Source organism: Idiomarina sp., assembly GCF_019431395.1.
Lineage (GTDB): Bacteria > Pseudomonadota > Gammaproteobacteria > Enterobacterales > Alteromonadaceae > Idiomarina.
Genome location: NZ_CP080268.1, coordinates 2,866,557 through 2,880,607 on the forward strand (window position 1 = coordinate 2,866,557; position 14,051 = coordinate 2,880,607).

Here is a 14,051-nt window from a genome sequence, read left to right on the forward strand (position 1 = left end):
TAATCGTCAGAAAAGTGTAATGATTGCAACCGCAAACTTAACAGCTCGGACCTCATGCAGCACGCGCGAAGCTTGTCTCGTTGTCAGCTTTCCCGTTGCTAACCAGCTGCTATGCCGCGGGGCATCGTCATTTATCGAAAAGCGATATTGGCACTATTTCAAGCTACCGTTTGCTGTTTCTATCTCTCCTGCCGTATTTAGACAAACTTTTTCGCTTTTCCGGACTTTTTCACAAGTCTTCATCAAATTGTCATCTTTGCGCGATATAACCTATCGCTCGTTGCTTTTTGTTTTAACCCTCAATCGAAAACCAGGAAATATCACATGGCTTTAAATTTTAAAGTGAGTCGCCTGTCAGCAGCTCTAGCTATTGCTGTCGGGTTGTCGACCAGCGCTATGGCGCAGGATACTACATCGGTTGTACGTGGTAGCGTTGTCACTGCGTCTGGCGATGTTGCTGCCAATGCACGCGTTGAAATCATTCACATTCCTACCGGTACACGTTCTATCGCAACCACTAACGAATCAGGTTCATTCTCTAATTCAGGTTTGCGTGTTGGCGGTCCTTATCTGATTGTTATCGAAGGTGAGAATGGTCGTAAAGTCTATGAAGACGTTTACCTGACCTTAGGCGAGTCATTCCGTATTAATGCGGAACTTGAGCCGACCGACATGGAACGTATCGCAGTTTCTGGATCTGCGATTTTGGGTGGCGCAAACCGTGGTAGCAGTAGCTTCTTCGGTGAAGACGATATTTCAAATACACCGACCTTTAACCGTGATTTAAAAGAAGTCGCGCGTTTAAACCCATACGTTAACCTGTTATCAGGTAACGAAGCGCCAATGAGCATCGGTGGTTCTAACCCGCGTTTTAACTCGGTCACCATCGACGGCGTTGGTGTTAACGATGACTTCGGTCTTAATGGTAACGGTTACCCGACTCAGCGTTCGCCTATTTCTATCGATGCGGTGGAGCAGGTTGCTGTTGATATGGCACCGTTTGATGCGTCACAAGGTGGTTTCTCGGGCGGCCGTATCAATGCCGTGACCAAATCAGGTTCAAACGAATTCGAAGGCTCGTTAACCTACGAGCGCATGAGCGATGCCTGGGCGGGTGACCCTGAAAACCCAGCGGGTTATGAAGTGCCATTGGATTACGAGCGTGATACATACAGTATCGCCGTTGGCGGCCCAATTATCGAAGATAAATTGTTCTTCTTCGTTAACTACGAAAATGCACAAGAACCTGCACAAATCGAATACGGCCCGGCCGGCGCTGGTGCGCCTAACGACAGCAACGTCACGCAGGCTGAATACGAGCGCATCAAACAGATCGCGCAAAATCAGTATGGTTTCGATATTGGTAACTGGGACACAGTTCGTGATACCGAAAACGATAACCTGTTGGTGAAGTTAGACTGGAACATTAACTACGATCACCGTGTAGCGCTGACTTACAACCGCACCGAAGGTAATAACCTGCGCGGCGTTAGCAGCAGCCAAAACTCGTTAAACCTGGACACCAACTGGTATAACTACCAGCAAAACATGGATCTATTCCGTTTGTCCTGGTACTCGGACTGGAGCGGTGACTTATCTAGCGAAATTTATGTAAGCCACAAAGCCGTTGAAGCGATTTCCGGCTTGGTCACTAAAGATTTCGGTGACGTTAGTGTTCGTACTGAAAGCGGTACCTTAAACTTTGGTCCTGATTCAAACCGTCACGCCAACCAGTTGGAAAATGACAACCTGAAATTTGGTGTTAAATTCGACTATCTGGTCGGCGACCACGAAATCGAGTTTGGTGGTGAATACGACAGCGTTGACGTTTACAACGTATTCGTTCGTAATTCTCTGGGGTCTTGGTCTTACGACTCAATCGACGACTTCGAAGCAGGGCTGGCCAGCAACTTCTTTTACGAGAATGCTTACACCAACGATTCGACCGACGCAGCGGCAAACTTTGAGCTGGGTATGTTGAACCTGTATGTACAGGATAACTGGTACCTGAACGACAGCATGGAATTAGGTTTGGGCGTACGCTACGAAACCTACATGGTTGATGACAAGCCAACACTTAACCAAAACTTTGTTGATCGCTATGGTTACAGCAACCAGGAAAACCTAGACGGTAAGAGCATTATCCTGCCACGAGTCGACTTTAAATGGTTCGCGACTGACGACATGGTTGTTCGCGCTGGTTTAGGTCGTTTCTCAGGTGGTCGTCCTAATGTTTGGATCTCAAACTCATTCTCGAACGATGGCTTCACCCTGGTTCAGTTTGACCGTGGCGAAGTTTCTGAAAACGCATATTTAACCGACCAGAACCCGGCGCAAATTCCACAAGCTGTTTTAGACAGCATGGAAGCGGGCGACGGCGACACTAACAGCATCGATCCAAACTACGACATCCCGTCTGACTGGATTGCACGCGTTGGCGTTGATTACCGTTTTGACATCCCGAACGTAGGTGATAACTTCCAGGCAACTGCCGAAGTAACCCGTAAGTGGATGACAGACAATAGCCAGTGGGTTGATATTTCACGCTGTGTTGCTGACCAAACCGCAGCAGGCATAAATATCTATGAACCATGTGACCCATCAGCACCGACAGGCCACTACGATCTGCAACTGACCAACGAAGACATGACCGGCAAAGCCTGGCTGGGTACCTTGTCATTGTCGAAAAACTGGGATAGTGGCTTTAACGCCTACGCGGCATACACCTTCCAGGATATCGAAGAAGGTAACCCGGGTACGTCGTCTACTGCTACATCGAACTATCAGTACAATATCGTACGTGACCGTAACCAAGCTATATTGGGCACGGCTGACTACCAAGTTGAGCACAGCCTGAAAATTGCCTTGGGTTACAGCAGAGAGTTCTTCGACGGCTACGCGTCAAAGTTCAACTTGTTCTTTAACCGTCGCTCAGGTACTGCATTCAGCTACACTATGGGTCTGTACAACGATGGTGACTTCGGTGACCAGCGTTACTTCCAGGGTGGCGGTTCATACTTGCCATACATCCCGACAGGTGCTGATGATCCAGCGTTTAGCCCGGAGAGCCCACTGTCGTACGAAGAAGTTATGGAATACTTCCGCGATACTGGTTTAGACCAGTACGCAGGTGGCTTTGCACCTAAAGGTACCGGTCGTTCACCTTGGGTTACCAACCTGGACTTCCAGTTCCAGCAGGAAGTACCTGGCTTTAGCGAAGGTCACAAAGGTATCTTCTACGTTACGGTTAACAACTTGCTGAACCTTATCGACAGCTCGAAAGGTCAGGTGTTGCGTCAGCAATACACCAACCAGACCGTTGTTGATTTTGCCGGCTTAGATGACCAGGGTCGTTACATGTACACCGATTCATTCTACGGTTATGACGACTGGAGTATCTTCGAAGCTGAAGAATCAACCTGGCGTTTGAAGTTGGGTGTTAAGTACACCTTCTAATTTAGCTGTAAAAAGCCGCATCTTCGGATGCGGCTTTTTTGTATAAAAAAACAGGATTTATTTCACATAATTGTCATAAATCAGCTATACCCTTTTAGTTGGTATAAAAAAACATCATATCGGGGAAGAACACACCATGTTTAACTCAACCTTCAAGCGCACCGCAATTGCAGCCGCTGTTGCGATGACCTTGTCTGGCGCCGCTATGGCTCAGGATACATCTTCTAATTTACGCGGTAGCGTGGCCAACCAGTCAGGCGAAACTGTTGCTAATGCAACTGTTCAGCTTCGTGACGAGCGCACTGGTACGACCCGTACCTATACGACGAACGATCAGGGGGCCTTTTCGGCTCGTGGTTTGAACGTAGGTGGACCATACACGATCGTTGCTGAAGGCCCGGGTGGTCGTCGTGACGTTATCGAGAATATTTACCTGACGCTGGGTGATTCTGAGTCAGTGCGGGTTGTGCTTGAGTCCGATATGGAAACCATCGCGGTTACCGGTACCGCTACAGCTAACTCGCTTTACGGTAGTAACAGCCCGGCAGCCAACTTTAGCCTGGATGATTTAGAAAATCTGCCGGCGATTAACCGTGACTTAAAAGACATTGTACGGGTCGACCCGCGCGTTTATATCGACCGTAGCTTTGGTGATGGTATTCAGTGTGTTGGCGCAAGCCCACGCTTTAACAGTTTGACCGTTGACGGCGTTCGTATGAACGACAACTTCGGTCTTAACTCAAATGGTTACCCGACCGAACGTATGCCGTTCTCATATGACGCCATCGAGCAGGTTGCGGTGGAGTTCGCACCGTTTGACGTACAATACGGCGGTTTTACGGCGTGTAACATCAACGCTGTAACCAAGTCTGGTTCAAACGAATTCCACGGTAGTTTCTTTTATGACTATACCAATGAATCGCTGCAAGGCGACGAGCTCGAAGGTACCAAGCTAGAACAGGCGGACTTCGAGGAAGATCGTTATGGCTTCACCCTTGGCGGTCCGATTATTGCTGATACCTTGTTCTTCTTCGCTTCTTACGAGAAGTTTGAAGGCGCAGATAACTTTGACTTTGGTCCGGCCAATACAAACGCCGCGACTGTCGTAAACGGCGTCAGCCAACAGCAACTTGATCAAATCGCACAAATCGCACGTGACGTTTACGGTTACGAAGTCGGTGAGCCGATTTTGTCGTCGCCGGTTGAAGACGAAAAAATGTTGCTGAAGTTAGATTGGCAGATCAGCGATGCGCATCGTGCATCAATGACATACAACTACAACGAAGGCGCATCAATTACCCCATCTGACGGTGGTAACGCGTTTGAATATGAATTCTCGAATCACTTCTATAATCGTGGTGCGGAATTCACCTCTTACGTCGGTCAACTTTACTCAGACTGGACTGACCGTTTCTCTACCGAGCTACGTGTTGGTTACTCAGAATTGGATAATACCCAGCAGACCATTGGTCCTAAAGACATCGGTGACTTCCAAATCAATACCCAGTTTGACCATGACGGCGACGGCACGCCATCGTCTGCTACGGTTTATTTTGGTGCTGATGACTCACGTCAGGCCAATGACCTTTACTACGACACCACCTTCGTTAAGTTAGCGGGTACTTACTTCATTGGCGACCACGTTATTTTCGGTGGTTACGAGCGCGAGCAGCTGGACATTTTCAACATGTTCGTACAGCACTCACGCGGCGGTGAGCTGGACTTCTACTCACTGGAAGACTTTATTAACGGTGACGTAGGCCGCTACTATTACGGTTCAGGTACAGGCACTAATGATCCAACCGATGCTGCGGGTGCATTCAAGTACGCGACTAACACGGCCTACCTGCAGGACGAGTATTACTACGCGCCAATGGATATGACCATTACTGCCGGTTTCCGTTATGACTGGTACACCAGTGATGACTACCCGGTAGAAAACCAGAACTTCATCAACCGCTATGGCTTTACTAACGCCTCTAACCTGGACGGCGAAGGTTTATTCCAGCCCCGTTTCGGTATTAACTGGAACGTTAGCCCGGAATTAGAAGTGCGTGGTGGTATCGGCTTGTACTCTGGCGGTAACCCGAACGTTTGGTTGGCGAACAACTACCAGCAAAACGGTATCAGCCAGACACAGGTTAGCTTGCGTAACATTAACTTGTTTGACATCCCGTTAAGTGGCGAAGGCCGTCCGGGTTACAACCCTCCGGCAGAATTAGTTGATGCCGTTGCTAACGCAACCAACGACTCAGCGGTTAACGTACTGGACCCTGACTTCGAAATCCCGTCTGAATGGAAGTACGCGTTAGGTGCAACTTATACGTTCCCTGACAACTACATCTTAATGACGGACTTCATGTACACCGTACGTAAAAACGAAGCACGCATTCAGAATATCGCAGTTGAGCAGGTCGGTACCATGGCTGACGGTCGTCCAATTTACGACGAGCGTGAAGCGGGTCGTTCAGAAGACCTGATGCTGACTAACTTAGAAGACGATACTAAAGCGTTCTCGTTCTCTACCGCAATCAGCAAGAAGTTTGACTTTGGCCTGAGCGCGTCATTAGCGTATGCCTTCACGGAATCTGAAGACGGCAACCCAATGACTAGTTCGGTTGCTTACTCAAACTACGCTAACTTTGCTACTGATAACTTCAATAACCCGTCAGCAGCGACTTCAAACTTCGAGATCCCGCATCGCTTTACGTTGCGTTTAACCTATCAAAAAGAATTCTTTGATGGTTTAAACACCACCTTCTCGTTGTTTGGTTCGGCTAACAAAGGTCGTCCGTACAGCTACGTGTTCCAAACTGCAGCTGACCAGCCAGCGATTGGTGGCCTGGATATCGCTGACGACCGTCAATTGTTGTACGTACCAGACGGTGCCAACGATCCGAACGTCGTATTTGGTTCAAACTTCGACCAGGAAGCCTTCTTCAACTGGTTGGGCGAATCAGGCTTAGGCAAATACGCGGGCGGTACTGCCGAGCGTAACTCACTGTACAGCTCTTGGTGGCACAAGCTTGACCTGCATATCTCGCAAGAGTTGCCGGGCTTGATGGATGGCCACAAAGCCAGCTTGTTCTTTACCGTGGATAACCTGACTAACCTAATCAACGACGACTGGGGCGTGCTGTATCAAGCCGGCTTCCCGCAATACACAGAGGTAGTTTCTGCGTATCGCAATGCCAGCGGCCAATACGTGTTTGACCAGTTCCTGGACCCGGGCATTCAAAGCCGTGTATCAGGACCATCACTATGGTCTGCGCGCATCGGTTTCGAATATAAGTTCTAACACCTGAATTCGCCGGGGCTTTCGCCCCGGCGAATTCAGGCGCCAGGCGCTCGCGTTGCTCGTTTGCCGGGCGCGGCTTCGCCGCTTGTTGGATAAGGATGGTGCCCTCGCCGCTTCGCGGCTTGGGCACTTTTTTTGTGCAGTGGACGTTGCGCCTTCGGCGCGCCGTCCACTGCTTGCGCTTGCCGCTTCTGCGGCTCGCTCAATTATGTAGGTTGCGCTTTTAGCGCGACTTTGTTTTTTAGGTGGTGGAGTTGGAAGTTTACTTTTTGTTGCTGTTGTAGGAGCCTTTTACACACGTCTTGTTTGAAATAGCCTAGCTCCACCGCAATCTCCATCGCCCCCTGCCAAACCCGAAGCTTCTTATAACTCATCAATCACCCTCCATAGCAAACCAAAAAAGTATAGCCGGCTTGCCGAGTGCCAAGTGCCGAAGGCACAAGGCAAGCCCAAGTCGCGAAGCGACAATAGAAGCCGAAAAAGCGCCCAAGTCGCGAAGCAACGAGGGCAAAGCGCGGAGCCGCCGCAGGCGGCACCGCACCCACCAGCAAGCGGCGAAGCCGCGCCAAGCAAGTGAGCGAAGCGAACGCCCAGCAAGGCACCGCGAAGCAGGTGCCGCCAAGCAAGCCGCCGGAAGGCGGCGCCTAGCGTCTCTTGCCGTCTAGCGCTAGAAAAAAAACCAAAAGTCCGCTAACCTTGGCCAATCACAAATAACAGACAAACACCCATGGAACTCAGCTGGACCAGCCTGCTCCCCTCAATACTCGCGATCCTGTTCGCCATCATTACCCGCAAAGTATTGCTGGCCCTTATCGGCGGCATCATCCTTGCCAATGTGCTGTTATTTTGGCCGCGCAGCGCCGATATTGGCGAAGGCGTCTTTTTCAGTTCCTGGAGTACGCTGGTCGACTCCAGCAATATGTTGGTGTGGTTCTTTACATTGGGTATCGGTGCCTTATTCGGGGTGCTGGAAAAAGGCGGTACCTTTAAGCAGTTCGTGTTAAAGCTCGAACAAAAGCAATGGGTTGAGTCCAAGCGCCGGGCGCGGCTGATGACTTGGATCCTGGGCGTCATCGTATTTATCGAGTCTAATGTCACCATCATGATTTCAGGTACCACTTCACGCCCGATTTATGACCGGCTGGGAATTTCCCGCGAGAAGTTGGCGTATATTGTCGACTCGACCTGTGCGGCGATTTGTATTCTGATCCCGCTTAATGCCTGGGGCGCGTTTAACTTAACGTTGATCAGCAATCAAGGCGTGGAGCAGCCCTTGCTGGTGTTTATTCAGTCCATCGCGTTTAACTTTTACGCGATATTTGCGGTGCTGTTGGCCTTATTCGTGGCTTGGTTTGACTGGAATATCGGGCCGATGAAAGCGTTTGAAAATAATGCTAAGCCGAATCGGGTGACGCAGCATACCTGGGCGGACGGGCCGGATGAGTCAGTGTCATTTGGCAAAGGCACGGCGGTGGTGCTATCAAGTTTAATCTCGCTGGTGGTGATGGTGCCGGTAATGTTGCTGATAACCGGCAACGGTGTGTTGGTCGAGGGTGACGGCACCCTGAGTGTGTTTGTGGCTATTTATATTGCCCTTGGTATTGCCATGTTGGGTACCTTATTTACCGGCTCGGCGGGTTTGCCTAAGGTTATTCAAAGCGCACTAAAAGGCGCCTGGAACATACTGCCGCTGGCGGTCATTTTGTGGTTATCGATTACCCTGGGTGGTCTGACGCGCGACCTCGGTACCGGTGAATTTTTAGCTGCAGCGCTGGATGGCAGTGTTAGTCTTTGGATGCTGTTACCATTGATATTTGTGCTGTCGGCCATTACCGGATTTTCGATTGGCTCAAGTTGGGGCACGTTCGCAATTATGCTACCGCTGGCGATCCCGATTGCGATGACACTGGGGCTGCCGGCTGCGCCTTTTATTGCTGCAGCGATTTCCGGCGGGATCTTTGGTGACCATGCCTCGCCGATATCCGATACGACGATTATCGCCTCCATGGCCAGCGGTACCGAGCATATCGACCACGTGCGCACGCAGCTGCCTTACGCGCTGCTCGCCGGCGTCGGCGCCACCATCGCCTACGCCATCACCGGCGCATTGATGTAGGCTTAAGGCTAAAGATTTACCACGGAGGACACAGAGAGCACGGAGAAAACATATTTAAGCGGAAAACCCATTATCAGCCACGGTTTTTCCCTTTAAAATCTTTTCTCTGTGTACTCCGTGCCCTCCGTGGTTCAGCATTTATTTTTAAAGAAACCATAATATGCAACTGAACCAAGATGAAACATACATGCGGCGGGCGTTGGAGCTGGCGGTTAAAGCAGCAGCAGAGGACGAGGTGCCGGTGGGGGCTGTGTTGGTTATGGACGACGAGATTGTCGGCGAAGGCTACAATCAGGTCATTACCTTATCCGACCCGTCCGCCCATGCCGAAGCTCAGGCCATTCGCGCTGCCGGTCAGGCGATAGATAATTACCGTCTGGTTAACTCTACTCTGTATGTCACGCTCGAACCCTGTGCCATGTGCGCCGGGCTTATTACTCATGCGCGGGTTAAACGGCTGGTGTTTGGTGCGCCCGATCCCCGCACCGGCGCCACCGGCACCGCCATCGAGGTCCTCAACCACAGCTCCATGAACCACAAAGTCGAGATCCAGGCCGGCATGCTCGCCGACGAGTGCGGCGACATCCTGCGCCAATTCTTCCGCGCCCGCCGCAAGAAGTAGTTTGCGGCTAAGGGCCAAGTTACCAATGATTCTTCGCGAAACCACCGTTTATGTAATATAATAATATCAATTAAGACCAAAATAGTATCGATAGTAATATTATGGTATCACTTGTAACGCCTACCAAAGCTGCTAGAAAAATCGCCCATAATGTTCGTGAGCGGCGCCTGCAGTTAGAACTAACGCAAGCAGGTTTGGCAAAACGCTCGGGCGTGCCTTTGCCAACGCTGCGCAAGTTTGAACAACAGGGCACGATTTCATTGGAGTCATTCCTAAAACTCTATTCAGTAGTTGGCGATTTGAGCGATGTAATTGCGGCGACAACAGCGGAAAAAAACGAGTTTACGTCCATAAACGAGGTGCTCGAAGAATCGAATAGGGTTCCTCGGCAGAGGGGTAAACGGCAATGAAGAAAAACACCGTTGAACCAATAAATTACATCGACGTTGCGCTTGATTTTGGTCGTGGTGCGCGATTGCCGGTCGGGCGTTTGGCCCATCACAGCGGTGAGATTTATTTTGAGTATGATAGCGAGTTTTTAACAACGGAGCTGGAGATATCACCGTTCAATTTAGCGTTAGGCCCTGGTTTAAGGCGCGGTGAACGAGGACTCTTTGACGGATTGTTCGGTGTGTTCAACGACAGTCTGCCCGACGGTTGGGGTAGACTGCTGTTCGACCGCCTTATGCGTCAACAAGGCATTAACCCGGCACGCCTCACACCGCTTGACCGACTGGCACATATAGGGATTAATGGATTAGGTGCATTGACCTATGAGCCGGTTATTGATCACGAAGCGACACCCGGGCCAATTTTTCTTGATGAGCTGGCCGATTACTCACAGCAGATATTGACTGAAACACCTATTAGCGGAAATTCCGAGGCTGTTTTAGATGAATTAGTTACCCTCAATGGCTCCTCCGCGGGAGCGCGCCCAAAAGCGTTGATTGGTTATAACAACCAAACACAGGATCTCATATATGGTGTCAATGATCTGCCATCGACGCACGACTACTGGTTGGTTAAATTCGCTAACAGGCAGGATGGTGCTGATGCCGGAGCTATTGAGCATGTCTACTCGTTGATGGCACGGGGTGCCGGCATTGAGATGCCCTCTACTCATCTATTTGATGCGAGAGATGGGGCTGGCTACTTTGCCATTAAACGGTTTGACCGCAACCATCATCAACGCTTACATATGCATACCGCGTGTGGATTATTGCATTCAGATTTTCGTTTTCCGGCACTCGATTATGAAGATCTGGTCGCTTTAACCAGCACGCTGACACGTGATATCAGAGAAGTTGAAAAGTTATTTCGCGTTGCCGTATTTAATGTGCTGGCGCATAACCGCGATGATCATAGTAAAAACTTTACTTACCTGATGGATGCTACCGGTGAATGGCGCTTGTCGCCTGCTTATGACTTGACGTTTTCCTCCGGTCCGGGCGGCGAACAAAGCACCACCGTTATGGGGGAAGGCAAGACGCCAGCACGTGAGCATTTATTGAGTTTGGCTAGCGAGGCCGGGCTTAAGCCGGGTTTGGCTGAGGAAATTATTGACCAAACCAGAGCCAGTATTTCTCGCTGGCCACAGCTTGCTAAAGAGTATGGGGTAAGTCGTGAAAACATAAATCTTATAGGTCGGGCTCTGACGCCATAACACACGTATACGCATAGGGAACCTTGCGCCAAAGGCGCATATATGGTCCCCTCCCGTTTTGCAACGTCAACGTTGTGGTAAATGTTGGGTGCTCGCATATATACGGCCTGTTTCTGGTGACTTGTCACCTGGCCTGGATGAACTCCGCCCAACGACTGGCTTATCAAGCTAACGTTATCTGAGTAACAGCGCCTTGTCAGTCTCAGCCGTTGCCGGTTTACCCGTGTTTACCATCCTGTTGAAGTTAGCAACTCCGGAAGGTTTGAACCTTCGTTTACCTCGTTATCGGTGGTTGCCGTTTAAGCAGCAGCCATCCGGTAATCTTCTTTATGTGTCAGCATCGCCCAGATTATCCGCGCGTGCTTGTTGGCCAGTGCCACGGCGGCAATGTTATTGCCCCGCCGCTTTGCGACATCCTGCGCCCACAGGCTCAGTTTGTCGTTGCGTTTATGCGCCATCCGTAGCGCTGAGCGTGCGCCATGCACCAGCAATGTTCGCAACCGGGTATTGCCTTTTTTGGTGATACCACCTAACCGGTCTTTACCGCCACTGCTGTTTTGCCGGGGCACAAGCCCCAGATATTCCGACACGTTGCGCCCGCGCTTAAAATCGCTCACATCCCCGATTAATGCCAGCAACGACACCGCAGTCACCGGGCCGATACCCGGTATCGTCATAAGACGTCGACTGTCGTCAGTATTATTTGCTTCAGCCGACAACAGCTTGTCCATGGCTTTGACTTCTTCGTCCATTATTCTGAGCAGTTCATACTGGCGTAACACAAGGTCTCTGCTTTTGGCTGTCAGTGCGTTGTCCGCATCTTCCAATATCTCCGGCACCCGTTTGAGTATCGAGCTTATCCGCTGCGGCATGGTGATGCTGTACTCAGCCAACACGCTACGCAAGCGGTTAGCCTCCTGTGTTCGTGTTTGCACACGACTGTCGCGCTGACTAACCATGAGCGCTAAGTCCTGCTGCTCGATGCTTTTAATCCGAACCGACTTCCTGTTCGGTCGCGATGCCGCTTCGGCTATCGCCCGTGCATCATTCGCATCGTTTTTCTCGCCCTGCAGGTAAGCTTTTACAAATCGCGGTGGCAACGCCACCGTTTTATAGCCCAGCTTTTCGATTTCCCGTCGCCAGTGATGGCTCATGCCACAGGACTCAACGGCGACTTCGCAATCATCAGTTCTTTTCAGCGTGGCCAGCTTAGCTAACACCTTGTTACTGCGAAGCTTTTTATTAAATACTTCCTGCTCGCTCTCATCCAGAGCCAACACCTGAATAAAATCTTTTGCCAAATCAAGGGCAATTCTGTTTACAATAGCCATTGGTCCTCTCCTTTCCTCTTTATAGAATCTTCGAAACTCTATATTGGCACATTGCGATGCCGTTTAGGAGGGAGGGGACCATCTCATCAAGCTACTGACTAGCCCGTACCTTGCGCCTTTGGCGCAAGTTACCGATGAGGCCGTGTCTTGCGCTGCAACAGTATCCGCCCTATGATGAAGAAAACCATCCAGGGAGAATAACAATGAAAAAGTTCTTATTAGCCGCTGCCGTCAGTGCCGCCGCATTTGCTGTGCCGCAGGCTGCAGCTCAGCAGTCACCAATTGCCATTGATGACAATCTGGAGGCCAAAGTTATCGAGTGGCGTCGTCACTTGCATGCCAACCCGGAACTTAGCAACCGCGAGTACGAAACTGCAAAATATATTACGCAACACCTCGAATCACTGGGGCTGGAAGTAAAAACCGGCATCGCACATACCGGTGTTGCTGCGTTATTAAAGGGTAACGGCGATGGTCCGACGATCGCGTTGCGTGCCGATATGGATGCCCTGCCGGTAACCGAAAAAACTGATGTGCCGTTCGCGTCGACGGTCAAATCCAACTACCGCGGTAACGAAGTTGGCGTTATGCATGCCTGCGGCCACGATACCCATGTTGCTATGCTGATGGGCGCGGCGGAAAAATTGGTGGCGATGAAAGAGCAGCTTAACGGTAACGTGCTATTTATCTTCCAGCCCGCAGAAGAGGGTGCACCGGAAGGTGAAGAGGGCGGCGCAGAACTCATGCTCGAAGAAGGCCTGTTCACTAATGTATTCCCGGGCTACAAACCAGAGCGTGTATTCGGTATCCACGTTTGGGGCGGCTTCCCGACCGGGCATATCGGCTACCGTAAAGGTCCGTTAATGGCCTCTTCAGATCAGTTCGAAATTACCGTCAAAGGCGTGCAAACGCATGGTTCGCGTCCATGGGGTGGTGTTGATCCTATCGTGACCTCAGCGCAAATCATTAACAGTTCGCAAACCATCATCAGTCGCCAGACCAATATTACCAAAGCGCCGGCGGTGCTCAGCTATGGTATTGTCGAAGGCGGCGTGCGTAATAACATTATTCCGGACGAAGTCACGCTAATCGGTACTATCCGTAACTTTGATATGGATATTCGTGCCGATATCCACGATAAACTGGAACATACCGCTAAGCACGTTGCCCAGGCTAACGGTGCCGAAGCGGACGTTAATATTGACCTGGGTTACCCGGTGACGGTTAACAATCCTGAACTGGTTGAGGAAATGCTACCCATTACACAGCGTATTGCTGGTGCAGATAAGGTTGAAGAAGTGCCGTTGGTTACTGGTGCCGAGGACTTCTCCTACTATGCGCTGGAAGTGCCGGGTATGTTCGTGTTTCTGGGCGTAACCCCGCCGGATCAGGACATGGACGAAGCACCATCAAATCACTCGCCTTACTTCTATGCCGACGAAGATGCCTTGCGCACCGGCGTCGATCTGTATGTGAACTGGGCGTTGGAATCGATGTAACCTAGATTAGCGCTATATTATTGTACGTCGCGCATTTTGCGCGACAATATTAACCCAAACTTGCGC

At 50.6% G+C, this 14,051-nt stretch carries 8 protein-coding genes; 7 read left to right on the plus strand and 1 reads right to left on the minus strand.

Annotation, left to right across the window (positions count from 1 at the left end; all coding sequences use genetic code 11):
• Nucleotides 1-324: 324 nt before the first annotated feature.
• From KZ771_RS13910 to KZ771_RS13935, 6 genes are all read left to right on the plus strand, one after another.
• Entirely contained in the window at nucleotides 325-3,456 is a 3,132-nt protein-coding gene (locus KZ771_RS13910; RefSeq protein ID WP_290653951.1) for a TonB-dependent receptor, read from the plus strand.
• Nucleotides 3,457-3,592: 136 nt separating this feature from the next.
• The gene (locus KZ771_RS13915) at nucleotides 3,593-6,754 is read left to right on the plus strand and encodes a TonB-dependent receptor (protein WP_290653952.1); all 3,162 of its coding nucleotides are present in this window, start codon (nucleotides 3,593-3,595) and stop codon (nucleotides 6,752-6,754) included.
• A gap of 727 nt (nucleotides 6,755-7,481) precedes the next feature.
• On the plus strand, nucleotides 7,482-8,870 hold the full coding sequence (locus KZ771_RS13920; RefSeq protein WP_290653953.1) for a Na+/H+ antiporter NhaC family protein: 1,389 nt from the start codon (nucleotides 7,482-7,484) through the stop codon (nucleotides 8,868-8,870).
• 160 nt (nucleotides 8,871-9,030) lie between these two features.
• Nucleotides 9,031-9,492: a tRNA adenosine(34) deaminase TadA gene (tadA, locus tag KZ771_RS13925; protein WP_290653954.1), complete on the plus strand. Its 462-nt coding sequence runs from the start codon at nucleotides 9,031-9,033 to the stop codon at nucleotides 9,490-9,492.
• Between the two features lie 101 nt (nucleotides 9,493-9,593).
• Nucleotides 9,594-9,902, plus strand: a complete 309-nt coding sequence (locus tag KZ771_RS13930) for a helix-turn-helix transcriptional regulator (protein ID WP_290573327.1) — start codon at nucleotides 9,594-9,596, stop codon at nucleotides 9,900-9,902.
• On the plus strand, nucleotides 9,899-11,155 hold the full coding sequence (locus tag KZ771_RS13935) for a type II toxin-antitoxin system HipA family toxin (protein WP_290653955.1): 1,257 nt from the start codon (nucleotides 9,899-9,901) through the stop codon (nucleotides 11,153-11,155). The genes KZ771_RS13930 and KZ771_RS13935 overlap by 4 nt, the downstream gene beginning before the upstream one ends.
• 299 nt (nucleotides 11,156-11,454) lie before the next feature.
• Here KZ771_RS13935 and KZ771_RS13940 read toward each other — a convergent pair whose 3' ends face one another.
• Nucleotides 11,455-12,486: an IS110 family transposase gene (locus tag KZ771_RS13940; RefSeq protein WP_290653956.1), complete on the minus strand. Its 1,032-nt coding sequence runs from the start codon at nucleotides 12,484-12,486 to the stop codon at nucleotides 11,455-11,457.
• A gap of 203 nt (nucleotides 12,487-12,689) precedes the next feature.
• Between KZ771_RS13940 and KZ771_RS13945 the strand changes: the two genes are divergently transcribed.
• Nucleotides 12,690-13,985: an amidohydrolase gene (locus tag KZ771_RS13945; protein ID WP_290573323.1), complete on the plus strand. Its 1,296-nt coding sequence runs from the start codon at nucleotides 12,690-12,692 to the stop codon at nucleotides 13,983-13,985.
• The last annotated feature ends 66 nt before the right edge of the window (nucleotides 13,986-14,051 follow it).

What these genes read in the sequence shown, in the direction of transcription:
- KZ771_RS13910 (WP_290653951.1), top strand. Translation starts at nt 325, where the DNA reads ATGGCTTTAAATTTTAAAGTGAGTCGCCTGTCAGCAGCTCTAGCTATT.
- KZ771_RS13915 (WP_290653952.1), top strand. Translation starts at nt 3,593, where the DNA reads ATGTTTAACTCAACCTTCAAGCGCACCGCAATTGCAGCCGCTGTTGCG.
- KZ771_RS13920 (WP_290653953.1), top strand. Translation starts at nt 7,482, where the DNA reads ATGGAACTCAGCTGGACCAGCCTGCTCCCCTCAATACTCGCGATCCTG.
- tadA (WP_290653954.1), top strand. Translation starts at nt 9,031, where the DNA reads ATGCAACTGAACCAAGATGAAACATACATGCGGCGGGCGTTGGAGCTG.
- KZ771_RS13930 (WP_290573327.1), top strand. Translation starts at nt 9,594, where the DNA reads ATGGTATCACTTGTAACGCCTACCAAAGCTGCTAGAAAAATCGCCCAT.
- KZ771_RS13935 (WP_290653955.1), top strand. Translation starts at nt 9,899, where the DNA reads ATGAAGAAAAACACCGTTGAACCAATAAATTACATCGACGTTGCGCTT.
- KZ771_RS13940 (WP_290653956.1), bottom strand. Translation starts at nt 12,486, where the DNA reads ATGGCTATTGTAAACAGAATTGCCCTTGATTTGGCAAAAGATTTTATT.
- KZ771_RS13945 (WP_290573323.1), top strand. Translation starts at nt 12,690, where the DNA reads ATGAAAAAGTTCTTATTAGCCGCTGCCGTCAGTGCCGCCGCATTTGCT.